The organism is Micromonospora sp. NBC_00898, from assembly GCF_045207895.1.
GTDB lineage: Bacteria > Actinomycetota > Actinomycetes > Mycobacteriales > Micromonosporaceae > Micromonospora.
Genome location: NZ_CP108775.1, coordinates 2,590,060 through 2,613,769, shown reverse-complemented (window position 1 = coordinate 2,613,769; position 23,710 = coordinate 2,590,060). Strand labels below are relative to the sequence as shown.

The 23,710-nt window shown below is 73.1% G+C and carries 19 protein-coding genes; 6 read left to right on the top strand and 13 right to left on the bottom strand.

Features of this window, described 5'->3' with window-relative positions:
• Positions 1–5 precede the first annotated feature (5 nt).
• The 9 genes from OG799_RS12770 to OG799_RS12730 all read right to left on the bottom strand — a co-directional run bounded on the left by OG799_RS12770 (position 6) and on the right by OG799_RS12730 (position 11,264).
• Entirely contained in the window at positions 6–2,804 is a 2,799-nt protein-coding gene (locus tag OG799_RS12770) for a hypothetical protein (protein ID WP_406045244.1), read from the bottom strand.
• Positions 2,804–3,943, bottom strand: a complete 1,140-nt coding sequence (locus OG799_RS12765) for a Gfo/Idh/MocA family protein (protein ID WP_406045243.1) — start codon at positions 3,941–3,943, stop codon at positions 2,804–2,806. The genes OG799_RS12770 and OG799_RS12765 overlap by 1 nt, the downstream gene beginning before the upstream one ends.
• Positions 3,940–4,851 carry a sugar phosphate isomerase/epimerase family protein gene (locus OG799_RS12760; RefSeq protein WP_406045242.1) on the bottom strand — a complete coding sequence of 304 codons (912 nt, stop codon included), beginning with the start codon at positions 4,849–4,851 and terminating at the stop codon, positions 3,940–3,942. Before OG799_RS12760 ends, OG799_RS12765 begins: the two co-directional genes overlap by 4 nt.
• Entirely contained in the window at positions 4,842–6,050 is a 1,209-nt protein-coding gene (locus OG799_RS12755; RefSeq protein ID WP_406045241.1) for a CehA/McbA family metallohydrolase, read from the bottom strand. The genes OG799_RS12760 and OG799_RS12755 overlap by 10 nt, the downstream gene beginning before the upstream one ends.
• 2 nt (positions 6,051–6,052) lie before the next feature.
• Positions 6,053–7,186 carry an ABC transporter ATP-binding protein gene (locus tag OG799_RS12750; protein WP_406045240.1) on the bottom strand — a complete coding sequence of 378 codons (1,134 nt, stop codon included), beginning with the start codon at positions 7,184–7,186 and terminating at the stop codon, positions 6,053–6,055.
• A complete protein-coding gene (locus tag OG799_RS12745; RefSeq protein WP_406045239.1) occupies positions 7,186–8,058 on the bottom strand; it encodes a carbohydrate ABC transporter permease in 873 nt (290 codons plus the stop codon). Before OG799_RS12745 ends, OG799_RS12750 begins: the two co-directional genes overlap by 1 nt.
• On the bottom strand, positions 8,055–9,002 hold the full coding sequence (locus tag OG799_RS12740; protein WP_406045238.1) for a carbohydrate ABC transporter permease: 948 nt from the start codon (positions 9,000–9,002) through the stop codon (positions 8,055–8,057). The genes OG799_RS12745 and OG799_RS12740 overlap by 4 nt, the downstream gene beginning before the upstream one ends.
• Entirely contained in the window at positions 8,977–10,374 is a 1,398-nt protein-coding gene (locus OG799_RS12735) for an extracellular solute-binding protein (protein WP_406045237.1), read from the bottom strand. The genes OG799_RS12740 and OG799_RS12735 overlap by 26 nt, the downstream gene beginning before the upstream one ends.
• Positions 10,375–10,526: 152 nt before the next feature.
• Entirely contained in the window at positions 10,527–11,264 is a 738-nt protein-coding gene (locus OG799_RS12730; RefSeq protein ID WP_406045236.1) for a GntR family transcriptional regulator, read from the bottom strand.
• A gap of 192 nt (positions 11,265–11,456) precedes the next feature.
• Between OG799_RS12730 and iolC the strand changes: the two genes are divergently transcribed.
• A complete protein-coding gene (gene iolC, locus OG799_RS12725) occupies positions 11,457–12,422 on the top strand; it encodes a 5-dehydro-2-deoxygluconokinase (RefSeq protein ID WP_406045235.1) in 966 nt (321 codons plus the stop codon).
• A gap of 33 nt (positions 12,423–12,455) precedes the next feature.
• Here the strand turns inward: iolC and OG799_RS12720 are convergent, their stop codons facing one another.
• Positions 12,456–13,679 carry an RNA-guided endonuclease InsQ/TnpB family protein gene (locus OG799_RS12720; RefSeq protein ID WP_406045234.1) on the bottom strand — a complete coding sequence of 408 codons (1,224 nt, stop codon included), beginning with the start codon at positions 13,677–13,679 and terminating at the stop codon, positions 12,456–12,458.
• A gap of 101 nt (positions 13,680–13,780) precedes the next feature.
• On the opposite strand from OG799_RS12720, the gene OG799_RS12715 reads away from it, so the two are divergent.
• The 3 genes from OG799_RS12715 to iolD are packed head-to-tail and all read left to right on the top strand — an operon-like array spanning position 13,781 to position 17,414.
• Positions 13,781–14,668, top strand: coding sequence for an aldolase (locus OG799_RS12715; RefSeq protein ID WP_406045233.1), 888 nt, complete (start codon positions 13,781–13,783; stop codon positions 14,666–14,668).
• Entirely contained in the window at positions 14,665–15,564 is a 900-nt protein-coding gene (gene iolB, locus OG799_RS12710) for a 5-deoxy-glucuronate isomerase (protein ID WP_406045232.1), read from the top strand. The genes OG799_RS12715 and iolB overlap by 4 nt, the downstream gene beginning before the upstream one ends.
• On the top strand, positions 15,564–17,414 hold the full coding sequence (iolD, locus tag OG799_RS12705) for a 3D-(3,5/4)-trihydroxycyclohexane-1,2-dione acylhydrolase (decyclizing) (protein ID WP_406045231.1): 1,851 nt from the start codon (positions 15,564–15,566) through the stop codon (positions 17,412–17,414). Before iolB ends, iolD begins: the two co-directional genes overlap by 1 nt.
• A gap of 84 nt (positions 17,415–17,498) precedes the next feature.
• Here the strand turns inward: iolD and OG799_RS12700 are convergent, their stop codons facing one another.
• Together OG799_RS12700 and OG799_RS12695 are read right to left on the bottom strand one after the other, a co-directional pair.
• The gene (locus OG799_RS12700) at positions 17,499–20,039 is read right to left on the bottom strand and encodes a glycosyl hydrolase (protein ID WP_406045230.1); all 2,541 of its coding nucleotides are present in this window, start codon (positions 20,037–20,039) and stop codon (positions 17,499–17,501) included.
• Positions 20,040–20,387: 348 nt separating this feature from the next.
• On the bottom strand, positions 20,388–20,696 hold the full coding sequence (locus OG799_RS12695; RefSeq protein ID WP_406045229.1) for a hypothetical protein: 309 nt from the start codon (positions 20,694–20,696) through the stop codon (positions 20,388–20,390).
• Positions 20,697–20,824: 128 nt separating this feature from the next.
• Here OG799_RS12695 and OG799_RS12690 point away from each other — a divergent pair, with 128 nt between their 5' ends.
• Together OG799_RS12690 and OG799_RS12685 are read left to right on the top strand one after the other, a co-directional pair.
• Positions 20,825–21,445: an L-threonylcarbamoyladenylate synthase gene (locus tag OG799_RS12690; RefSeq protein WP_406045228.1), complete on the top strand. Its 621-nt coding sequence runs from the start codon at positions 20,825–20,827 to the stop codon at positions 21,443–21,445.
• Between the two features lie 125 nt (positions 21,446–21,570).
• On the top strand, positions 21,571–23,145 hold the full coding sequence (locus OG799_RS12685) for a Na+/H+ antiporter (RefSeq protein WP_406045227.1): 1,575 nt from the start codon (positions 21,571–21,573) through the stop codon (positions 23,143–23,145).
• A 58-nt stretch (positions 23,146–23,203) separates the two neighbouring features.
• Here the strand turns inward: OG799_RS12685 and OG799_RS12680 are convergent, their stop codons facing one another.
• A complete protein-coding gene (locus tag OG799_RS12680) occupies positions 23,204–23,536 on the bottom strand; it encodes a putative quinol monooxygenase (protein WP_406045226.1) in 333 nt (110 codons plus the stop codon).
• Between the last annotated feature and the right edge of the window lie 174 nt (positions 23,537–23,710).

Below are 23,710 nucleotides of genomic sequence, written 5' to 3'. Positions count from 1 at the left end.
CCCCGTCAGCCCGGGCCGGCCAGGTCGAGTTGCACGGTGGCGATCTCCCACGCCCGCAGGGGCAGCCGGACCAGGCCGTCGCCGCCGACCGGCAGCGACTCGCCCGGCCGGCCGACCAGGTCGGCCCGCCACGCGCCGCGTACGCCGCGGCCGGCCCCGATGACGGCGCTGGTGTCCCGCGTGGCCACCATCCGCGCCTCGACCCGGCCGTCCCGGTCCCGGAGGCTGGTCAGCGCGACGCCCTCCCCGTCGACGGTCAGTCCGGTGACCGGCGTCGGCAGCCCGGCGGAGGGATCGCCGGTGCCCGGGAAGCCCAGCAGTTCGTGCCGGTACGCCTCGGCCGCCGCCAGCACCCCGGCGGAGTCCCAGTCGCCCCGGAACGGCAGCACCGCCAGCTCGACGCTGCGCTCGCCCCGGCACTGGGCCAGCGGCGTGGGCAGCTGCGGGCCGGCGGGTTCGTCCCGCAGGGCGTGCCGGTTGCGGGACAGCATCCCGATCGCGCGCAGGACGGTGACGGCCAGTTCCCGGCCTGAGTCGGTCAGCTCGTACTCGGTCGGCTGGGTCAGCAGGACGGCGAGCGACCCCTTGGCGCCTCCGGCGGCGACGAACCCGGAGGCGGGGAACGTCGGCAGCGGCACCTCACCGCCGCCGCCCTCGGCGGTCAACCCGCGCTCGACGACCGCGAACTGACCCTCCGCGTATGACGTGCGAGCCGCCGCCGGCAGCGGCAGGTGCAGGCGGACCCGGTGGTCGTCGCAGCGGTTGTCGAAGTTCAACCGCAGCCGGGCGAACGGCTCACCGGCCCGAAGCTCCACCCGGGTGGTCACGGTGACCGTCTCCCGGTCCACCCGGCGTGAGCCCGCGTCCACGTCGGCGCCGACCGGCCAGCGGTACTCGCGGACCACGTCGAGGACGGCGACCACCGGGCCGTCGTGCACCACGGCCGTCCGTACCGCGCGCGGCTTGTCGACCAGCTCGTCCGCGGCCGGCGGGGCGTAGTTGTAGCTGTCGCCCACGTCGCCGCCGTCGACGATCCGGGCCACCCCGTCCACGCTCAGGCCGTCCGGCGTGGACAGCCGCAGCGTGCCGTCCTCGGTCACCTCGACCCGGAGCAGGCCGTTGTCGACGGCCCGGCCGTCGACGGTCACGGGCGTCGGCGTGGCGGTGGCGCCGGGCTCCGGCGTGGCGGCGTCCGTCCGCGCCGCCGGGCCGTCCGACGGTAGGGCCACCGGGCGTACCGCAGCCAGGCCGAGCGCCGGCACCTCGACCAGCGCGGCGACGGTCAGCCGCGGGGCGGCGACGATCCGCACCCGCCACCGGTCGGCGCCGGCCGCGGCGGCGAGCGCCAAGCGTACGTCCTCGACGTCGAAGGTCGGGTCGCCGTGCCGGGCCACCTCGAAGGTGAGGGTGGCGTCGTCGGGCGACACCGACCAGGCGGTGATCTCCTGCCCGTACAGCTCGCGCCCGTGCACCCGGGCGAGCACCGCCGGCAGCTCGGCGGCCGGCACCAGGTCGTCGGCGAGCAGCGTCCGGGCCCGGTCGAGGACCTGGGCGGGCGCGACCCGGCCGTCGGCGCCGGCCAGGCCGATCGCTCCGTCCCCGGGCGCCTCGACGTCCAGGCGGACCAGGGCGGTCCGGGCCGCCGGCGTCGGATTGAACAGCAGGTGCCCGTCGCGCGGCACCGCGCCGGCCAGTCGCGCCCCCACCAGGTCGCAGACCGCCCGCCCGAGCTGGTCCGCCTCGGCCAGCCGGGCGGCCACCTGCTCGGCGGTCTCGTCGCAGCCGCAGCCGGTCACCGAGTCGTGGCAGCTCGCGTCGATCAGCCGGGTCCAGGCCATGTCGAGGAACCGCTGCACGGACGGATCGTGGAAGAGCGCGGCGAGCGGTTCGGCGTACCGCTCGACCCGCCGCTCGGCGCGGCCCATCGCCTGCTTCAAATGGGCGCGTACGGAGATCACGCCGGGCAGGATGTTCGCCCGGGCGTGTGAGCGCAGCTCGCCGGCGACGGTGGGCAGGCCGTCCACCGTGGTCGGTTGGCTGGTGAAGTACTCCGCGAGGGTGCCGAGCCGCAGGCGTACCCCGTCGACGCCGGCTGCGGCGAGCAGGTCCGGGGCGTCCGGCGCGGGCGCGGCATGGTCGGCGCCGTACATCGCCAGGATCGGGGTGGCGTCGTCGCCGTCGGGCCGCCAGCCGCGCAGCCGCTCGGCCAGATCGGTCGCCCGGCGGGTGACCAGGCGCCGGTCGTCCATCAGCCCGGCCGCGTTGCCGTAGCCGCCGGGCAGGTACTCGGTGCGGACCGTGGTGCCGTCCGGCGCCTGCCAGGCGAACGCGTGCGACCGGACCCGGTCGGGTACGCCCCGGAACACGCAGGCGTGGGCCAGCCCGGCTCCGGCCAGGAGCTGCGGCATCTGCGCGACGTGGCCGAACATGTCGGGCAGGTAGCCGACCGGCATCGCCCCGCCCAGCGCCGCGCTGCGGGCCAGCCCGCGTTCCAGATTGCGGACGATGTTCTCCCCGGAGCAGAGGAACTCGTCGAGCAAAATCTGCCACGGCCCGACGGCCAGCCGCCCGGCCCGCACCAGTGCGACCACCTGCTCCCGGCGCTCCGGCCGGACCTCCAGGTAGTCGTCGACCGCGGCGAGCTGCCCGTCCAGGGTGAACCGCTGGCGTTCGTCGTGCGCCATCCGGTCGAACACCTCGTCGAGCAGCGCCACCAGCCTCAGCCGGAACCGCTGGAACGGCTCGTACCACTCCCGGTCCCAGTGGGTGTGCGGCACCACGATGATCTCGGTCGGTCGGTCCATCAGCTCGCCGCCTCTCCGCCGATCGCCGCCCCGGTCAGCTCCCCGTAGCGGCGTACCACCTGTTGGCTGGTCCGTAGGTCGGCCGCGCCCTCGGCGATGCCGGTCAGCGGGCGCGCGCCTTCGGTCACCATCGCGTGGAAGGCGACCAGTTCCTGTTCGAAGGCCTCGGTGACGGACCGGAACTCCGTCCGCCGCTCGCCGTCGCCGTGCCGGTCGACCGCGGTCAGCGTGGTCGGCGCGTTCAGCAGGTACGGCGACGGGAACACCAGCTCCAGCGCGCCCCGGGCGTGGTGCAGCGTCACGGTCTCCCGGTAGGCCGGGCAGTCCGGCAGGTTGAGCCACCGGATGCCGTACCGGCCGCCGTGGGGCAGCCGGCCGGAGATCTCCACCGACGGCTCGGCCGGCCCGTCGGGCGCCAGCGGCCAGGTCGCGACGTGGTCGACCGTGACCGGCGCGCCGGTGAACAGCCGCAGCAGGGACAGGTCGTGCGAGACGCTGTTGATCAGGATCTGGTAGAGGGTGCGCGCCGCGGCGTCCCCGCCGACCGCCGCGTCGAGCAGCCGTTCGTCGGCCTCCCGCAGCCGGGCCAGTTCCGCGGCCGGCACGTCCCGTGGCGCGGGCGGCAGGTTTGCGAAGGCCAGCTGCTGGTCTCCGGCGGCGTGCAGGACCGTCACCTCGACCGCGTGCACCGCCGCCGGGCCGCCGATCTCGTCGAGCAGCCGGGCGGCCTCGGCCACCGCCGGGTCGTACTGTTTCATGTAGCCGACCATCAGCGGTGCGGTGCCGGAGCCGGTCAGCCGGTCCGCCTCGGCGAGGGTGTAGGCGAGCGGCTTCTCGCAGAGCGCCGGCAGCCCACGGCCCAGCGCCGCGGCGGCGAGGTTACCGTGCGAGCCGGACGTCGCCAGCAGCACCGCGTCGCAGCCGCCCGCCGCCAGCATGGTCGTCGCGTCCGGGTACCGCCGGGCCGGCTCGACGCCGTATCGGGTGCCGAGTTCGGCCAGCCGCGACGGGGACAGGTCGCTGAGCGCGACGATGTCGAACAGGTCGGCCCGTCGTCGCAGCAGCGGCAGGTGCACCGTACGGGCGATGACGCCCAACCCGGCCACCGCGATCCTGATCCGCTTGCCCGCCTCGGTCATGGCAGCGCCTCCGCCAGCCACCGCCGGTTGTCGTGCTGGTCGGCGCGGATCCGGTGCAGGTCCCGGCCCTGCGCCGGCGCGTCCTGCTCGATCACCAGCCAACCGGCGTAGCCGATCTCGTCGAGGCCGCGCAGCACCCCGGCGAGGTCGACGTCGCCGGTGCCCAGGGCGCAGAAGCCGCCGGCGGCGACCACCTCGGGCAGGCCGCCCCCGGCGTCGCGGACCCGCCGGTGGGCGGCCAGGTCGGCGTCCTTGAGGTGCACCTGGCCGATCCGTCCGGCCCACTTGTGGACCGCCGCGACCGGGTCGCCGCCGGCCAGCGCCAGGTGTCCGGTGTCCAGGCAGACCGCGACGTCGGTCAGTTCCAGCAGCCGGTCGGCCTCCGCCTCGGTCTCCACGTCGGTGCCCAGGTGATAGTGGAACACCGGTTCCAGCCCATGGCCCCGGCACCGGTCGACGGCCTGCTGCACCCGCGCGGCAAAGTCCGGCCAGGCGCTGGCGGGCAGCGCGGAGGCCAGGTCCGGCGGGGTGCCCGGGCGGGCCATCCGGGCCGGGTTGCCGGGACAGGCGAGGGTGGGCCGGGGTGCGAAGCGGGGGTCGTCGACCGGCGCGGCGGTGAACACCGCCAGCGCCGCGTCGAGTCCGGCGAGGTCGTCGGCGAACCCGTCCGGGTCGGCGAAGCGCAGGTCGACCCAGCCGCCGGCGAGCCCGATGCCGCTCGTGGCCAGCCGCCGGGCCAGCACGTCGGCGGTCCCGAGGTAGCCGATCGGCCCGGAGTCCACGCCGGTGTAGCCGTCCGCGGCCAGCGACGCGAGCAGGTCCTCCGGACCGACGAACGGGTCGTCCGGCTGGTAGATGCCGTAGTTGCACGGGGCTCCGGCCACTCTGGTGCGTCCGGTCAGCTGCACAATGCGATCACCTCCATGCGGTGGGACTCCAGGACGTGCAGCCCGTCGGCGGCCGGCAGCAGGCACCGGTCGCCGCGGACCACCCGGTGGCGGCCGTCGGGATAGCCGAGCAGCGCGCCGTCCGCGTCGAGGGCCAGCAGCTCGTCGCCGAGCCGCAGCAGCAGGGGAGCGTCGGGGCCGGCGGAGACCGCGGTGCGGCCGGCGGCCAGCGCATCGCGTACCGTCGCCTCGTCGGCCGGGTCGCCGTCGACGAGCACCCAGGTGGTCGGCGCGCCGGGCAGCGCGTCCGCGCCGGGCCGGTGGAAGTCGCTGCCCCCGACGGGTACGACGTCCGGCCGCCACGCCTGCGCCCACGCCAGCGGCGCCCCCCAGGTGCGGTCCCACCAGCCGGAGTGCCACACCTCCACCAGCCGGGTGCGGGCGGTCACCGGCTGCCGCCAGGCGCAGTCCCCGCCGAGCGGGTGGTTGACCGACAGCAGTCCGCCCGCCCGCTCGGCGGCACCGAGCCACTCGTCGGCCGGTCGCCGGAAGTCGATCCAGCCCACCGGGCCGAACACGTTGGCGTGTCCCCGGTCGGTGGTCACCTCCTGGCCGGGCAGCAGTGTGATCCCGTACCGGCGGGCCGACCCGGGTAGCCACGGGTGGTGGCTGACCGTGTTGTGGTCGGTGACGGCGAGGAAGTCCAGGCCCCGGGAGACGGCCAGGGCGGCCAGCTCGTCGATGGTCTGCACGCCGTCGCTGTGCACGGTGTGGGCGTGCAGGTCCCCGGCGAGCCAGCGCTGCCCGTCGACCTCCGGCACCGCGGGTCGGGCCGGGCGCTGCGGCCGGGGCGGCGCGACGGGCGCGGGCTCGGCAGCGGGTGGGGTGCTGCTGGTGGTGGCGGTGAGCTCGAACTCGAGGCCCTCGGGCGGGACGCGGTGCAGCCGGAGCAGCACCTGCCACTCGCCGGGCTCCAGCTCGCCGGGCAGATATCCCGGGGTGGCCCGGTCCGCGGCGATGGTGAACGTGTCGCGGGCTCCGCCCGACCAGCCCCGGAAGCCGGCCGGCCCGACGCAGCCGAGGTCCAGCACCCCAGCCGCGCGCGGGTAGTCCAGCCGTACGGTGAGCGCGGCGGTGCCCGGCGCGACCGTGACCGGCAGGGCGCGCATGATGTCCTCCGCGCGGTCCCGCAGGCTCCAGCTGCCCCGGTGCGTGACCATGGTCAGGCGTCCACCTCGACGCCGGCACGCGGTGCCGGCACCGGTGGCGCCGTCCCGCCGACCAGTTCGCCGTCGCGGTAGACCAGCGAGCGGCCGGGTCGCGGCACCACCCAGGCGGTGTCGCCGGGCTCGGGTTCCCGCCCCTCCGGCACCACGACCTGCACGCTGGCCGTCGTGTCGTCCTCGGCGGGCACGTCCAGCGACACCAGGGAGAAGCTGCCGAGGTTCTCCACCACGACGACCTGGCCGGTCAGCGCCGCGGGAACCGGGTCGGCGGAGTAGTCGAGGTATTCGGGCCGGACCCCGTAGACCACCTGCTCCCCGTCGGTCAGCTGGCCGCGGACCTCCTCGGGCACCGGCAGCCGCACCCCGGCGACGGCCAGCTCGTCGCCGTGGACCCGGGCCGGGACCAGGTTCATCGGCGTCGAGCCGATGAACCCGGCGACGAAGGTGTTGGCCGGGCGGCGGAACACCTCGGTGGGGGTGCCGACCTGCCGGATCCGGCCGCCCTCCATCACCGCGATCCGGTCAGCCAGGGCCAGCGCCTCGGCCTGGTCGTGGGTGACGAAGACGGTGGTGACGCCCAGCTCGCGTTGCAGCCGCTTGAGGAACGTCCGCGCCTCCAGCCGCAGCCGGGCGTCCAGGTTGGACAGCGGCTCGTCGAGCAGGAAGACCTGCGGGTGGCAGGCCATCGCCCGGGCGAGCGCGACCCGCTGCTGCTGGCCGCCGGAGAGCTGCCCGGGGCGGCGGTCCAGCAGCGCCGACAGGCCCAGCTCGTCGGCGGTGGCCGCGGCCTTGTCCTGCCGGGCGGTCTTGCCGACCTTCTTGATCCGCAGCGGGTACGCGATGTTGTCCCGCACCGTCATGTGCGGGAAGAGCGCGTAGTCCTGGAAGACCATCGCCACGTCCCGCTGGCCGGGCGGCAGGTTCGTCACGGCCCGCTCGCCGATGCGTACGCTGCCGGCGGAGGCGAGTTCCAGCCCGGCGATGGTGCGCAGCAGGGTGGTCTTGCCGCAGCCGGACGGGCCGAGCAGGGCGAAGAACTCGCCGTCGGCGATCTCCAGGTCGAGGGCGTCCAGGGCGCGTACCCCGTTGGGGTAGACCTTGGTCAGCTCGCGCAGGGTGATGGCGGACATCAGCGCTTGATCCCTCCGTGGAAGCGGAATCCGTACCTGCTGCTGACGAAGACGAACATCAGCGCCACCGGCAGCGAGTAGAGCAGTGAGAAGGTGGAGAGCAGGCGCAGGTCGGCCTGGCCGCCCTCGGTGTAGAGGGTGTACATGATCACCGCGGCGGGCGCCTTGTCCGGGCCGCGCAGCAGCAGGAACGGCACCAGGAAGTTGCCCCACACGTTCGCCACCGCCCACACCCCGACGGTGGCCAGGCCGGGCCGGACGACCGGCACCACGATGTGCCGCATGATCTGCAGCGGGCTGGCGCCGAACACCCGCGCGGACTCCTCGTAGGAGGTGGGCGTGGCGTCCATGAAGTCCTTGAGGATGAAGATCGCCGCCGGCAGCAGGCCACCGGTGAGGATCAGGATCACCCCGAGCCGGGAGTCGATCAGGTGGAGCCGGAACGCCAGCTCGAACAGCGGCACCATGGTGGCCGTGCCGGTCACGATCGACGACAGCAGCAGCAGCCCGTAGAGCAGCGCGTCCCGGCCCGGCACCCGGACCCGGCTCAGCGCGTACGCGGCGAGGGCGGCGAACGTCACCACCAGCACGGCGGTGCCCCCGGCCAGCCAGACCGAGTTGACCAGCGAGGTCAGCGCGTACGGGTTGTCCAGCAGGGCCCGGAAGTTGTCGAGGGTGAAGTCCGGCAGCGAGATGCCGATCGTCGGGGTGTCGTCGAACGGCGCGGTGGCCAGCCAGAGCAGCGGCAGGGCGAAGAAGGCGAGCACGAGGCAGAGGAAGACGTAGCGTCCGATCCGGGCCAGCACGTGCCGCACGGCCACCCTCGGCGCGTCGACGCGGGCCTGGTCGGCCGTAGGGGTCACGGTGCTCATGCCCGCTCCTTCCGCCGGCCCAGCATGCGCAGGTAGACCAGCGCGATGACCAGGTTGATCAGCAGCATGATGAACGAGATGGCCGCGCCGAAGCCCAGCTCGCCGCCGGAGAGCGCCACCTTGTAGACGTAGACCGCCAGCACCTCGGAACGCTGCTCGGGACCGCCGGCGGTGATCAGGAACGGCGTGAAGTCGTTGAACGTCCAGAGGCTGATCAGCAGCAGGTTGGTCAGCACGTGACCGCGGATGCGCGGGAACACCACGTCGCGCAGCTGCTGCCAGGTGGACGCGCCGGCCAGCCGGGCGGTCTCCAGGTGCGACCGGGGCACGTTCTCCAGCGCGGCGGCGTAGAGCATCATCGAGAACGCGGTGCCCCGCCAGGTGTTGAAGATGATGATCGACAGCATCGGGTGGTCGAGCAGCCAGGCCATGCCGGGCGTGTCGAGCAGGGCGTTGAGCGTGCCGGCGTCCCGGTCGAGCAGGGCGATCCAGAGGAAGGCGACGACCGAGCTGGGCAGGATCCAGGACAGCAGGATGAACGCCTCGACCACCCGGCGCAGCGGACCCCGCCGGTCGCGCAGGGCGAAGGCGATGGCGAAGCCGAGGCCGGCCTGGCCGATCACCGCCGAGCCGAGCACGAACTGCAGGGTGAGCAGCAGCGACGCGCGGAAGCGTTCGTCGCCCAGCGCCCGCGTGTAGTTGTCCAGCCCGACGATCTCCGGGTTGGCCGCGGCCAGGCCGGTGAGCCGGTAGTTGGTGACGCCCAGGTAGATCGTCCAGGCGGCCGGCACCACGAGGAAGAGCAGGATCAGCACCATGCTGGGGACGAGGAACCCGGCGGCGCGGGCCCGGCCCAGCCCGGCGGCGTCGGGGGCGGGGGAGGCGCCCGCAACCGGGCGCGCTCCCCCGACCGTCTCGTCAGGACGAGACGTTACCTGGACCACCGACGATCCCTTCGACCTTCTTCTGGTACGCCGATGCCGCCTCGTCGGCGCTCTTGCCCGACGCCGCGGCGGCGGTCGCCTCCTGCAGCGCCACCGACACCTGCGGGTAGACCGCCAGCGGCGGCCGGTACGCGGTCAGCGGCAGCACCTTCTCGGCGACGAAGTTCAGCATCGGGTCGCCCGCGAGGACCTCCTTGTTGACGTCCATCCGGGAGGTGATCCGCGCCGCACCGGCGAGCTGCGCCTTGGTGGCCTCCGCCGAGTGCATGAACGCGAGCAGCTCGAACGCCTGCGCCGGGTACTTCGAGTTCGGGTTGAGCACGTCGACGCCGCCGCCGGACATGCTCACGAAGTCCTGGCCCCGGATGCCCGCGCCGGGCTGCTTGGCCGGGATCATCGCGTACCCGACCGTGGTGTCCCGGTCGGGCATCTTGGCGATGCCGTCCTTCGGGTTGATGACGCTGCGCCAGAAGTAGTCGCCCTCGCCGAGGATGCCGATCTTGCCGGCGGCGAACTCCTCGAAGGACTTGTCCCGACCCTTGGCCTCCTGCTGGAGCTTCGGGTCGCCGAGGCCGCCGCCGTAGACCTTGGTGTAGAAGTCGAGCACGTCCTTGACCGGCTGGTTGGCGCCGGCCCACTTGCCGTCCTTCCAGATCTCGCCGCCGGCGCCGACCAGCAGCGGCAGCGCGCCCTGCATCGTGGTCGCCTCGCCCATCGCCGTGCCGGCGTTGATCTGGATCGGGGTCACCCCGGGCAGCGCCTTGAGCTTGGCGCCGGCGTCGAGGATCTCCTGCCAGCTCTTCGGTTGCCAGTCGGCGGGCAGGCCGGCCTGGGCGAAGAGCTTCTTGTTGTAGTAGAGGACGCGGCCGTCGGTGCCCTGCGGGATGCCGTACCGCTTGTCGTCGAACGTGCCCAGGCCCTGCACGCTCTCCGGGATCTGCGACCAGCCGTCCCACTTGTCGACCTGGTCACCGGCCACATCGGAGAGTGGCTTGAGATATCCGGCCTGGGCGAACTCGCCGACCCAGATGCCGTCGACGGACACCACGTCGGCGCCGCCCTTGGAGCGCAGGTCCAGGGCCAGCTTGGTCTTGTACTGCTCGTCGTCGACACCGCTGGGCACGAACGACACCTTGGCGGTGACGCCCTTGGCCTTCTGGGCCTCGACGAACCGGGGGATGACCCACTTCTCGATCCACTCGGCGCCGGTGGCGTTCTTGCCGCCGGCGATGGCGTTGGAGGCGATGGTGAGGGTGATGTTCTTGGCGTCCTTGCCGGCGGGCTCCGAGTCGCCACCGCAGGCCGTGGCGGCGAGGGTGACGGCGGTGAGCGCGGCGAGCACACCCGTGACGCGTCTCGGTGTGACTGACATGGGCTGTTCCCTTCGCAAGGAGTGACTTCGAAGAGACTCGCGGGTCGCCCCGCCGGCCGCAGGTCCGTGCCGGCGGTGCTTGTCGGCCACAATGTCATGACAGCCTGACGACGTAAATACCTGTCACTGAAATCAGCGTGAAACAGTTCGCGTCACCGCTCGGCGACGGTCACCTCCAGCGCGTACCGGGAGGCCCGGTAGAGGTGCGCGCCGTGCTCGACGTAGCGGCCCTGGTCGTCGTACGCCGTCCGGGTCATGGTCAGCAGCGGGGCGCCGCGCCGCTCGCCGAGCATCTGCGCCTCCGCCGCGGTCGCGGCCCGGGCGCCGATCCGCTGCTGGGCGCCGCGCACCCGCAGGCCGGCCGCGCGCAGGATCGCGTACAGGCCCCGGCTCTGCAGGGCGTCCAGGGTGAGCCGGACCAGGTCGAGGGGGAGCCAGTTCTCCATCACCGCGAGGGGCTCCCCGTCGGCGAAGCGCAACCGGCGCAGGTGCTGCAGCTCGCTGCCGGCGGTGACCCCGAGCGCGGCCGCCACCTGCGCCGGGCAGGCCACGGTGGCCAGTTCGAGCACCGAGGTGGACGGCTGCCGCCCGGCCCGGGCGAGGTCGTCGTGCAGGCTGGTCAGCTCGACCGCACGGCGTACCTCGCCCCGCACCACCTGGGTGCCCACGCCGCGGCGGCGCACGATCAGTCCCTTGTCGACCAGGTGCTGGATGGCCTGCCGGACGGTGGGCCGGGACAATCCCAGCCGGTCGGCGAGCTGCAGTTCGCTGTCCAGCCGGTCTCCGGGCGCCAGCTCGCCGCGCTGGATCGCGGCGGTGAACTGCTCGGCGACCTGGAAGTAGAGCGGGACCGGGCTGCTCCGGTCGACCGCGATCTCGGGGCCGGTCACGGGGGACCTCCTCGTCACGGATGCCCAGCGTCGGGGGCGCGCTGATGGGCGCCACTGTACCGAAGCGGTCACCGAACATGCCTGCCGGATGTCAGGACAACACATTGACACAACTCGCGGCCACTGTTACCAATCAGGGACCAGGATCGAGCTGGCGGTCACGCCGTCGCCGGCCCGGACAAAGGACGCCGCATGCTCGATGTGCTCACCATCGGCCGGGTCGGAGTGGACATCTATCCGCTGCAGATCGCCACGCCGCTGGCCGAGGTCGAGACCTTCGGCAGGTTCCTCGGCGGCAGTGCCACCAACGTCGCGGTCGCCGCCGCCCGGTACGGCCTGCGCGCCGGGGTCATCACCCGGACCGGCGCCGACGCCTTCGCCGACTACGTGCACCGGGCGCTGCGCGACTTCGGCGTCGACGACAGCCAGGTACGCCCCGTCGACGGGCTGCCCACCCCGGTGACCTTCTGCGAGATCTTCCCGCCGGACCACTTCCCGATCTGGTTCTACCGCACGCCCACCGCCCCGGACCTGCAGATCCAGCCGGACGAGCTGGACCTCGCCGCGATCGTGGCGGCCCGGGTCTTCTGGCTCACCGGCACCGGGCTCTGCCAGCGACCCAGCCGGGACGCGCACCTCACGGCGCTGGCCGCCCGCGCCGGCCGCCCGCATACCGTCCTGGACCTCGACTACCGGTCGATGTTCTGGCCCGACCCGGCCGCCGCCACGGCCGCCTACGCCGAGGCGCTGCCCCGGGTCACCGTTGCCGTCGGCAACCTCGACGAGGCCGAGGTGGCGGTCGGCACCCGGGACCCCGAGCGGGCCGCCCGGCTGCTGCTCGACCGCGGGCCGCGGCTCGCCGTGGTCAAGCTCGGCCCGGACGGGGTGCTGGCCAGCACCGGCGAGGAGACGGTCCGGCTGCCGCCGGTGCCGGTGGAGGTGGTCAACGGGCTCGGCGCCGGGGACGCCTTCGGCGGCGCCCTCTGCCTGGGCCTGCTGCGGGGCTGGCCGCTGGAACGGACGCTGCGCTTCGCCAACGCCGCGGGCGCGATCGTCGCGTCGCGGCTGGCCTGCTCGTCCGCCATGCCCGACGAGGCCGAGACCGAGGCGCTCGCAGCCCGGGCGGAGCCGGCCCCCGCGACGAAAGGAGACCGTTGACTGCTCCCTGCCTGAACGGAGGGGATTCCTGGCTCACGCTGCCTGGTCGTCCTGCGGACGATCAGATCTTACGCGATCAACACCAGCCGGGTACAGACCAGCCCGGACCAGCATCACACGGGCAGAGTTCTTGTCCCTCGGCGAGACAACCCCACACGCAGTGCACGTGTACGTACGTTCGGAAAGGGGAAGTGCGTGCTTGGCTCTCGCTCCGCACTGCGCGCAATCCATCGTGGTATGCGCAGGATTGATCGCGTGCACGGTGCGGCCGTGTTTGCGGCCCATCTCGATCAGGGCCCGTTTCGTCGCACCGACTGCCGCGTCAGCGGCCTTATGGGCCATCGTCGTCTTTGCCAGGAACTTCGGACGGAAGTCCTCTACCGCGATCACATCATGATCACGGGCAACCTTCTTCGCCCACTTACGGCCGGTGTCCTCACGCTGCCGGGCGATCTTCTTGTGGACCTTCGCGGTCTGCCGGGCCGCCTTACGGTAGCCGCGTGTGGCGGGTTTGCCCTTCGGGCATTTCCGCCTGGCCATCATCCGCTGGTACCGGGCCAGCTTGCCGGCCAGTTTCTTGCCATGCCGGGGGTGGGGAAGATCGTGGACGTCGGAGGTGGTGGTCGCGATCTGCCGCACACCCCAGTCAACGCCGATCACCGCGCCGGTGGCAGGCAACGGTTCGCTCGGGGCTGGGACAACGAACGAGGCGTACCAGTGGCCGAGGCCGTCCCGGTAGACGCGCACCGAGCTGGGCTGCGCGGGCAACTCCCGGGACCACACGACCGTCACCACGATCCCGCCTGCGAGGTGCAACCGCCCGTCGCAGAGGCGGAATCCACGCCGCGTGTAGTTCAGGCTCGGGCCGGACAGATCCTTCTTCTTGAACCTCGGCATCCCGGCGCGCCGTCGCATCGGAAGCCTGTCCCTGATGTCCTTAAGCGCCTTGGACCGAGACTTACCGAAGTCACGGATGATCTGCTGCTGCGGCACGCTAGCACCTTCGGCAAGCCACGGGGTGATGCGGCGGGCGTCGGTCAACATCTTGTCCAGCTGCGCCGGACCACAGGTCAGCTTGTCCTGCGGGTGGGCCTTGCTGCGCTGGTGCACCGCCTTGGACTTTGCGACGCACTCGTTCCACACCCACCGGCAGCGCCCCCACTCGGCGAGCAGAGCGACGCGAGCGGTGGCGGACACCCGAATCCGGTAGGTGTAGCGAGCGTGCCCGCTGTCTGCACCAGCCGGCGTCGTGATCATGGCGCTGACCGTAGCGGCAGGGTACGACAAGCTGGCGTCCCCGCTCTGCGGGGACCCGCATTCCTCCCCGCATTGAGGGACGGGCTTCCCGAGGGGCTGCGGTGAGCACCGAGTACGAGGCGTTGACCCTCACCCGCGCGCACCGGCCGCAGGCGATCGCCGAGGCCGCCGCCGGGCGGACCCGCCGACCCTGGCCCGACCACGGCCGGCCGCTGTTCCTCATCGCCGCCGATCACCCCGCCCGGGGCGCCCTCGGTGTCCGGGACCGGCCGATGGCCATGGCCGGGCGTACCGACCTGCTCGACCGGCTGCGGCTCGCGCTGTCCCGGCCCGGGGTCGACGGGGTGCTCGGCACCCCGGACATCCTGGAGGACCTGCTGCTGCTGGGCGCGCTGGAGGACCGGTTGGCGATCGGCTCGATGAACCGCGGTGGCCTGTTCGGCGCCGCGTTCGAGCTGGACGACCGGTTCACCGCGTACGACGCCGACAGCATCGCCGCGATGGGCTACGACGGTGGCAAGATGCTCTGCCGGATCGACCCGGACGACCACGGCACGGTCTCTACGCTGCAGGCCTGCGCCCAGGCGGTCAGCGCCCTCGCGGCACACCGCACGGTGGCGTTGGTGGAGCCGATGTGGGTGGGGCGCACCGACGGGCGGGTCCACGTCGACCTGACGCCGGAGGCGGTGATCAAGAGCGTGAGCGTCGGGCAGGCACTCGGCACGACCTCGGCGTACACCTGGTTGAAGCTGCCGGCGATCGACGAGATGGACCGGGTGGTGGCCGCGACCACCCTGCCCGTCCTGCTGCTCGGCGGCGACCCGACGGAAACTCCCGACGTGGTGTACGGCCGCTGGCAGCGGGCGCTGCGCCAACCCGGCGTCCGGGGACTGGTGGTCGGCCGGGCGCTGCTCTACCCGCCGGACGACGACGTGGCCGCCGCGGTCGACCTGGCCCACTCACTGCTGCCCACCTGGCAGGAGGCATGACCGGCCGACCGCACCTGCCCTGGGGGACGACCGCTCGGGCGCCCTGGGCGCTGGAGCTCACCCCCGAGCGGGCCGGCTGGACGTACGCGGGCCTGCGGATGCTCACCCTGCCCGCCGGCGGTGAGGTCACCTTCGCCACCGGCGAGGAGGAGATGCTGGTCCTGCCGCTGGCCGGGGCCGCCACCGTGCACTGTGACGGGCTGCGCCTGGAGCTGACCGGTCGGGCCTCGGTCTTCGCCGCGGTCACCGACTTCGCCTACCTGCCCAGGGACGCGACGGTGACGGTCCGCGGCGGGGGGCGCTTCGCAATGCCCTCGGCCCGGGCCACCCGCCGGCTGTCGCCGCGCTACGGCGCGGCCCGGGATGTGCCAGTGGAGCTGCGCGGCGCCGGGTCGGCCAGCCGGCAGGTCAACAACTTCTGCGCCCCGGAGGCCTTCGACTGCGACCGGCTGGTCGCCGTCGAGGTGCTCACCCCCGGCGGCAACTGGTCGTCCTACCCGCCGCACAAGCACGAGGACGATCGGGTCCACGACGACGGCCGGGTCGAGGCGGCGCTGGAGGAGATCTACTACTTCGAGGTGTCCGGCGCGGCGCCGGGCGACGGCGGCGGCCGGGTCGGCTACCAGCGGGTGTACGGCACCGACCGGCGGCCGATCGACGTGCTCGCCGAGGTGCGCAGCGGCGACCTGGTGCTCGTCCCGTACGGCTACCACGGCCCGTCGATGGCCCCGCCCGGCTACCACCTCTACTACCTCAACGTGCTGGCCGGGCCCGGTCCGACCCGCACCACGGCCTGCGTGGACGATCCACGGCACGCCTGGATCCGGGGCAGCTGGGCCGACCAGCGGGTCGACCCGCGGCTGCCGCTGACCGGCCCACCGACGGGAGGCAGCTGATGCGAAGGCTCACGGTGGCGCAGGCCCTGGTGGCCTTCCTCGCCCGGCAGTGGTCCGAACGCGATGGTCAGCGCCGCCGGTTGATCCCGGCCTGCTTCGGCATCTTCGGCCACGGCAACGTCGCCGGTCTCGGCGAGGCTCTGGCCGGCGCCGCCGCTGCGGGCGTCGACCTGCCGTACTGGTTGTGCCGCAACGAGCAGGGGATGGTGCACACCGCCGCCGCGTACGCCCGGATGACCGACCGGCTGAGCACCCTGGCCTGCACCACCTCCATCGGCCCGGGCGCGACGAACCTGGTCACCGGCGCCGCCGGCGCGACGATCAACCGGCTGCCGGTGCTGCTGCTGCCCGGCGACATCTTCGCCACCCGACCGGCCAACCCGGTGCTGCAGGAACTGGAGGACGTCCGTTCGTACGACGTCAGCGTCACCGACGCGCTGCGCCCGGTCTCGCGGTACTGGGACCGGATCAACCGGCCGGAGCAGCTGCCGGCCGCGCTGCTGGCCGCCATGCGGGTGCTCACCGACCCGGCGGAGACCGGCGCGGTCACCCTCGCCCTGCCGCAGGACGTGCAGGCCGAGGCGTACGACTGGCCGGAGGAGCTGTTCGCCGACCGCACCTGGCACGTGCCGCGCCCCCGCCCGGACGAGGCGGCCGTCCGGCGGGCCGCCGGGATCGTCACCGTGGCCCACCGGCCGGTGCTGGTGGCCGGCGGCGGCGTCATCTACAGCGGCGCGACGGACGCGCTGCGCGGCTTCGCCGAGCGGCACGGCGTGCCGGTGGTGGAGACCCAGGCGGGCAAGGGTGCCCTGCCCCACGACCATCCCCTGGCGGCGGGCGCGGTCGGGGTCACCGGCACCGCCGCGGCCAACGAGGTCACCGCGAACGCCGACGTCGTGATCGGCCTCGGCACCCGCTACAGCGACTTCACCACCGCCTCCGGCACCCTCTTCGGCGACGCCCGGTTCGTCAACCTCAACATCACCGGCTTCGACGCCGCCAAGCTGTCGGGGGTGCAGGTCGTCGGCGATGCCCGGGAGAGCCTGACCGCGCTGAGCGCGGCCTGCGGCGCCTGGGCCACCCTGCCTGCGTACCGGTCGATGGTCGCGGACCTGGGCACCCGGTGGGCGGCCGTGGTGGACCGCGCCCGGCACGCCGACCCGCAGGCGCCGCCGGCGCAGGCCGCGGTCATCGGCGCGGTCAACGACGCCGCCGGCCCCCGGGACGTGGTGGTCTGCGCGGCCGGGTCGATGCCCGGCGACCTGCACAAGCTGTGGCGCAGCACCGACCCCAAGGCCTACCACGTCGAGTACGGCTACTCCTGCATGGGCTACGAGATCGCCGGCGGGATCGGGGTCAAGCTGGCCGCCCCGGACCGGGAGGTCTTCGTGCTGGTCGGCGACGGTTCCTACCTGATGCTGCCGAGCGAACTGGTCACCGCGGTGGCCGAGGGGGTCAAGCTGGTCGTGGTGCTGGTCGACAACCAGGGTTTCGCCTCGATCGGCCGGCTCTCCGACAGCGTCGGCGCGCAGCGGCTCGGCACCGCCTACCGCGACCGCGCCGGTGCGCCGCTGCCGGTCGACCTCGCGGCGAACGCGGCGAGCCTGGGCGCGGAGGTGATCCGGGCGGGCACCATGGCCGAGCTGCGCGCCGGGCTGGCTGCGGCGAAGGCCGCCGACCGGACCACCGTCGTGTATGTCGCGACGGACCCGATGGAACCGGGGCCGGACGGCGGGGCGTGGTGGGACGTGCCGGTCGCCGAGGTCTCGGCCACCGCGGCGGCGCAGACCGCCCGGGCCGCGTACGAGACGGGGCGCAAGGCGCGCCGCGCGCGCCTGCACCCGTCCTGACCAACAGCGGCGCTCGCCGACGAGCCAGTGGTCTGATCCGTCGATACGCTCCCCGCATGCACCGGTCCCGGCTCCACGCCCTGATCATCGACGTGCCGCAGGACGGTAGTGCTCCCAGCCGTTGACCGGGTCGGTGGCGTAGTAGTTGTACGTCTCCACCCGGTCGAAGCTGCCGTCGCTGGTCAGGTCGTAGGAGACCCGGACGTGGGTGCCGTTACCCACGCCGGTGCCGGCGTCGAGGAACAGGTCGAACCGGGTCTGCCCGCCGGAGTACGTCGCGTTCACCCCGGTGGCGGTGTAGACCAGCGGGTTGTGCGGTGTACCCACCCAGTTGCCGTTGGCGGCGGCGACGGTCGCCGTGCCCGCGGCGCCGGAGAGCGCGCTGCCGCCGGCCAGGTACAGGTCCGCAGTGAAAGCGGTCGGGTCGCCGGTGGGCGGCGGAGTGGTGGGGACGGTCCCGGTGTACGGCAGGACGAGCTGGGAAGCGTTGCCGACGCCCAGGTTCGTCGCGCCGCCGCCGATGGCGTTCCAGACCTCCACCGTGACGGTGCCGCCGGCCAGGTTGCCGAGCGTGCCGGTGGCCGACTTCAGCCCCTGGGTCTGCCGGTAGTGCTCGACCCCGCTGACCGGGTCGGTGGCGTAGTAGTTGTACGTCTCCACCCGGTCGAAGGTGCCGTCACCGGTCAGGTCGTACGACACCCGGGCCTGGACGCCGTTGCCGACCGCCGTGCCCGCGTCCACGGCCAGGTCGAAGCCACTGGTCCCACCCGTGTAGGTGCCGGTCAGTCCGGTGGCGGTGAACACCTGCGGGTTGGTCGGCGTGCCGTCGTGGTTGCCGTTGGCCGCGGCCACCGACACCGTCCCGGCGGCGCCGGCGGTACCAGCCAGCGCGCCACCGGAGAGCAGGTACTGGGTCGGGCTGAGCGGTTGCCCCGGCGGGGTAGTTGTCGGGCTGGGGCTGGTCGGGCTCGGGCTGGTCGGGGTCGGCGACGGGGAGTCGGTGGGCGACGTCGGCGGGGTGGTCGGGACGACCACGCCACCGGTGGCGCTGCCGCCGCTCCAGGTCAGCGCCCCGGAGGTGGCGCTCCTGCCGGCCGGCACGGTGAGCTTCGTGCCGTCCGAGAAGGTCACCGTCAGCGGCTGGGAGGTGATGTTGGACGCCACGTAGGTGCGGGCGATGCCCTTCTTGAAGACCTTCGCGAGGGGGTGGTTCGCGGTGACGCTGGTGTCCACCGTGCCCAGTGCGGCGAGGTTGCGGATCCAGTGGAAGGTGTGCGCCTTGCTCTCGCCCTCCTGGCTGGCGAAGGTGCTGTTGGCCCGGAAGTTGGCCAGCGCCTTGTCGCCGTCGCCGAGGGCCAGGAACTCCCAGATGACGTCCTGCCACACGCTCGGCGGGCCGCCCTTGTTGGCCACCAGCTCGTTGTAGTTGGCCGTCACGTAGGCCGGGTCGCTGCCCAGGTAGAAGTGGCCGCCGGTGACGGGCAGCATGTTGATGCCCTGGATCATCTCCGGGGCCGAGGAGAACCAGGTGGCGTACGCGCCGCCGTCACCCCACACCATGCCGACGGTCTTGTGCCCGAAGGCGGACGGGAAGTTCTCGTCGTGCACGTCGAACCAGTACTCGGAGATCGCCGCGGACTGGGTGGTCCAGATGTAGACCCCGGCGTCCCGCACGGCGGTGTTGCCGGTCGCCTGGCCCCACTGGATCAGGGCGTTGGCGAAGTTCATCCCCTCCGACGAGGACTCCTGGTTGTTGCCGGCGAAGAAGCAGGCCAGGCCGGAGGCCCAGTCGTGGCCGGCGTAGATGTCGAAGTCCCGCAGGTAGGGGAAGCGGGCGTCGCTCCGGTCGTAGTTGTTGGCGTCCCGGATGAGGATGTCGACCATGCCGCCGTACTGGGTGTCGGCCGCCCAGTTCGGGTCGAACTTGGCCAGCGTGGCCGCCGCGGCGATGAAGTAGCCGTAGTGGAAGTGGTGGTCGTTGAGGTCCTCGTCGGAGAAGTACGAGGCGGGGTAGCCGATCAGCGTGCCCCAGTTCCTGTCGTAGTAGAAGAGCTGGCTGGTCTCCCCGGAGCCGGCGGTCAGCCAGTTGGTGAGCCGGGTCTTCATGGCGTTGACCGCCGCATCGCGGACGGCGGTGAGGCCGAGCTGGTCGGCGATCTCGGCGACCCGCGCCGCCCGGCCGAGGCCCTTGCCCGCCCAGTAGGTGTCCTGGCCGCTGATTCCCTCCGGGTTGGCCAGCTCCGCGTTGAGGTAGTTGGTGACGGTGCTCAGGTCGGCGCCCGAGGAGTCACCCACCGCCGGCACCTCCGGCAGCACGCCGGTGTACTTCATGCTGGTGGTGAAGGACGAGACGCCGGTGAGCGTGCGCATCGCGCCGCGCGGCGAGACGTACGTCGGGGTGATCGGGGCGCCGCCGGCGAGGCTCCGCCACTGGTGCGGGTAGAGCGACACCACCGTCTTCGTCTCGGTGCCCTCGCGGGGGGTGGTGGTGAACGCGTACGTGGTGCGCACCGTGCTGGTCGCCGGGTCGTACGTGTAGGTCATCTTCGTGCCGGTGACGTGCGCGTGGGCGTACCTGCCGTACTCGGCGGCGAGGGTGGCCCGGTCGGCGCCGCCGGGCAGCACGGCGACGGAGAAGTAGCCCTTGCCGTTCAGCGTGGAGCTGACAGCGTCAATGGCTCGTTACGCAAGAGAGCGCTCTCTTGGGCTTCCTTGCAATCCGCCTGCCGGACCGTCCAGCGGCCCTGGAACAGCGAAGATGGCCGATCGTCCGGCCCGGCGACCCGGCCCGCGCGGCCTCGAAACAAACCGGAAATTCATCGACCCATGATCATGGCCGTCGAGCCTGGGCGCGCTCCCGCGACGCCACCCCGGCGGCGGCCGTCGCGTCCGGCCGGCCGACCCGCCCGCAGTGTTCCCATAGTACGACGATCACCGTGGCCGTCGCGGTGCCGGCCGCGGGCGTATCCGGCCTCAGGCGGCCGAGGCCGCCACCGCGCCGTCCCGTCGAGCGGCCGGCGCCGGCTGCGTACGGTGGGACGCGGCCGGCCGGCCGCTCCCGGCGTCGGTGGCCGGGCGGGCGGCCGCCTGCGCGGCGCGCATCCCCTCCTGGGCGTTGTTCCAGGCGGCGCAGGGCCAGGCCGCGCCGACGCAGCTCGGGCTGACGCAGGCGCCGTCCTCGTCGGCCTGGTGGGCGTCGGCCACCGCGGTGGCCAGGCCCCACAGCAGCGGGTCGGTCACCTCGGCCGGCCGGTCGGCGCGGTCTGTGCTGGCTTCGGACACGTTCGGTCCCCCCTCTGACGAGCGGCCCCCACCATTTCCAGCCGCGCAGTCGATCAAACCTCCGGCCGGGATCTTTTCGGCCCCCGCGCCGGACGGGCCCTGCGGGGTGGCGGCATAGGCTTACCGCTGTGGCGAGGTACTACGACCTGCATCCGGACAATCCGCAACCCCGGGTTCTGCGGCAGGTCGTCGACCTGCTCCGCGACGACGGCCTGATCGCCTACCCGACCGACTCCTGCTATGCCTTCGGCTGCCAGCTGGGCAACCGCGGCGGACTCAACCGGATCCGGGAGATCCGGCGGCTCGACGACCGGCACCAGTTCACCCTGGTCTGCCGGGACTTCGCCCAGCTCGGCCAGTTCGTCAAGGTGAGCAACTCGGTCTTCCGGCTGGTGAAGGCGTGCATCCCCGGCAGCTACACCTTCATCCTGCCGGCCACCGCGGAGGTGCCCCGCCGGCTCCAGGACCCCCGCAAGCGCACCGTCGGCGTCCGGGTGCCGAAGCACACCGTCACCCAGGCGCTGCTGGCCGAACTCGGCGAACCGCTGCTCTCCAGCACCCTGCTCCTGCCCGGCGAGGACGAGCCGATGACCCAGGGCTGGGAGATCAAGGAACGGCTCGACCACCTCCTCGACGCCGTCGTCGACGCGGGCGACTGCGGCCTGGAGCCGACGACCGTGGTCGACCTGTCCGGACCGGAGCCGGAGATCCTGCGACGCGGGGCCGGCGACACCGCCCGCTTCGAGTAGCCCCCGCGCCAATTACCCGGTTCCACCGCGCGTCCCGCGCCCGCCGTTCCACGATGTTGGGGCGGCGGCCGGCACCTGATCCTTCCGCCGCCCTGCGGGCGGCGATCGGATGACGGGAGTGCGACGTGAGCGGGCTCGTGCTGATCGCGGTGCTGGGCATGACGGTGCTGATCGGCACCACTATCGGCGGCCGGTACAGCGTCGCGCCGCCGGTCCTGCTCATCTCGATGGGCGCCCTGCTCGGCCTCCTCCCGGCCTTCCAGCACGTGGTGCTCGAACCGGACGTGGTGCTGCTGCTCTTCCTGCCCGCGATCCTCTACCGGGAGAGCCTGGTCATCAGCCTCCGCGAGATCCGGGCCAACTTCGGGGCCATCGCCCTGCTGGCGGTCGCGCTGGTGGTGCTCACCATGGTCGCGGTCGCGTACGCTGCGCAGGCCCTCGGGGTCGAGCCGGCGGCGGCCTGGGTGCTCGGCGCGGTCCTCGCGCCGACCGACGCCGCCGCGGTCGCCGGGCTGGCCAAACGGATGCCGCGCGGCATCCTCACCACCCTGCGCGCCGAGAGCCTGATCAACGACGGTACGGCCCTGGTGCTCTTCTCCGTCGCCGTCGCGGTGATCGCCGGCGGCGCGCTGCCGGGCGCGCCCGGCCTGCTCGGCCGGTTCGTCGGCTCCGCCGCCGGTGGGGTCGCCGCCGGCCTGCTGGTCGGCGGGGCGGTCATCCTGATCCGCAAGCACGTCGACGACCCGCTGCGCGAGGGCGGCCTGAGCATCCTCACCCCGTTCGTCGCGTTCCTGCTCGCCGACTCGGTGCACGCCAGCGGCCCGCTCGCGGTGGTGGTCGCCGGTCTGCTGCTGTCGTACGCCGGGCCGCGGGTCATCCGGGCCCGCTCCCGAATCACCGCGTACGCGTTCTGGGACCTCTCCACCTTCATGCTCAACGGCAGTCTCTTCGTGCTGCTCGGCATGCAGGTCCCACGCTCGTTGCGCAGCATCACCAGCCACTCGCCGACCCAGTCGCTCGGCATCGCGGCGGCGGTCACCGTCGTGGTCGTGGTCACCCGGATGGGCTGGCTGCACCTCGCCATCCCCGCCCTGCAGAGCCTCGACCGCCGCGAGTCCCGCCAGGGCCGCCAGTTCAACTGGCGGGTCCGCACCGCCGCCGGCTGGGCGGGCTTCCGCGGGGCGGTCTCCCTCGCCGCCGCCCTCGCCGTCCCCGTGGCGACCAGCGCCGGCACGCCCGTCCGCGAGCGCGACCTGATCGTCTTCGTCACCGTCACCGTCATCGTGTTGACCATGCTGATCCAGGGCACCACGCTGCCCGCCGTGGTCACCTGGGCGCGCCTGATGGGCGACGAGGAGCGGGCGGACGAGGTACGCCTCGCCCGGATCCGGGCCACCGAGGCCGGGCTGGCCGCCCTGCCGCAGGTCGCCGCGGAACTCGGCGCGTCACCGGACGCCGTCGACCGGCTCCGCAGCGACTACCAGGAGCACCTCGACGACGTCCGCTCCGCCGAGGACCGTCGGACGGCGCAGGAACGCGAGATCGCGCTTCGGTTGCGGCTCGCGGTGCTCGAACACAAGCGCCGCGAGATCACCCGGCTGCGTGACAACAACGAGATCGACGACGCGGTGCAGCGGGAGGTGCAGGCGGCCATCGACATCGAGGAGATCCGGCTGATCGGCCCGACCGTCGAGGACTGACCGCCCGCTCCTCGCCGTCGGGCCGGCTCAAGGGCAAACCGCGGACGTGATCCGCCGGCTACTCGCCGCCGGGGACGGCCATCTCGCCGAGCCGGGACCAGTCCTGCTGCGGGACGGTCACGTTGACGATCCGGGGCGTCTCGGCGAGGTGCGGCGGCAGGGTCCGCTGCGCCGCGCGGAAGTGTTCGGACTGCACGTGCGCCGCGCCGGCCTCGTCGTCCCGGAAGGCCTCCACCAGCACGTACTCCGTCGGGTCAGCCAGATTGCGGGACCAGTCGAACCACAGGCAGCCCGGCTCAGCGCGGGTGGCTGCGGTGAACTCCTCGGCGATCTGCGGCCAGCGGTCGGCGTGCTCCGGCCGCACCCGGAACTTGGCGGTAATGAAAATCATGGGTCGAGGCTACCCAGCCGGCCGCGCCCCGGTCCGCGTGAAGGAACCTCCACCCACCGCTCATCGCCCGGAACCCGCCGGTCGCCGCTCCCGCCCGTCCGCTGGCCGCTCACCGGCGACCGGAAGCTTTGCCCGCGGCGACCCGACGAGAAGCATCAAGGTCATTCGATCGAT

Excerpts from the sequence above, each read along its gene's own strand:
- OG799_RS12770 (WP_406045244.1), bottom strand. The coding sequence starts at position 2,804 with ATGGACCGACCGACCGAGATCATCGTGGTGCCGCACACCCACTGGGAC.
- OG799_RS12765 (WP_406045243.1), bottom strand. The coding sequence starts at position 3,943 with ATGACCGAGGCGGGCAAGCGGATCAGGATCGCGGTGGCCGGGTTGGGC.
- OG799_RS12755 (WP_406045241.1), bottom strand. The coding sequence starts at position 6,050 with ATGGTCACGCACCGGGGCAGCTGGAGCCTGCGGGACCGCGCGGAGGAC.
- OG799_RS12750 (WP_406045240.1), bottom strand. The coding sequence starts at position 7,186 with ATGTCCGCCATCACCCTGCGCGAGCTGACCAAGGTCTACCCCAACGGG.
- OG799_RS12745 (WP_406045239.1), bottom strand. The coding sequence starts at position 8,058 with ATGAGCACCGTGACCCCTACGGCCGACCAGGCCCGCGTCGACGCGCCG.
- OG799_RS12735 (WP_406045237.1), bottom strand. The coding sequence starts at position 10,374 with ATGTCAGTCACACCGAGACGCGTCACGGGTGTGCTCGCCGCGCTCACC.
- iolC (WP_406045235.1), top strand. The coding sequence starts at position 11,457 with ATGCTCGATGTGCTCACCATCGGCCGGGTCGGAGTGGACATCTATCCG.
- OG799_RS12720 (WP_406045234.1), bottom strand. The coding sequence starts at position 13,679 with ATGATCACGACGCCGGCTGGTGCAGACAGCGGGCACGCTCGCTACACC.
- iolB (WP_406045232.1), top strand. The coding sequence starts at position 14,665 with ATGACCGGCCGACCGCACCTGCCCTGGGGGACGACCGCTCGGGCGCCC.
- iolD (WP_406045231.1), top strand. The coding sequence starts at position 15,564 with ATGCGAAGGCTCACGGTGGCGCAGGCCCTGGTGGCCTTCCTCGCCCGG.
- OG799_RS12680 (WP_406045226.1), bottom strand. The coding sequence starts at position 23,536 with ATGATTTTCATTACCGCCAAGTTCCGGGTGCGGCCGGAGCACGCCGAC.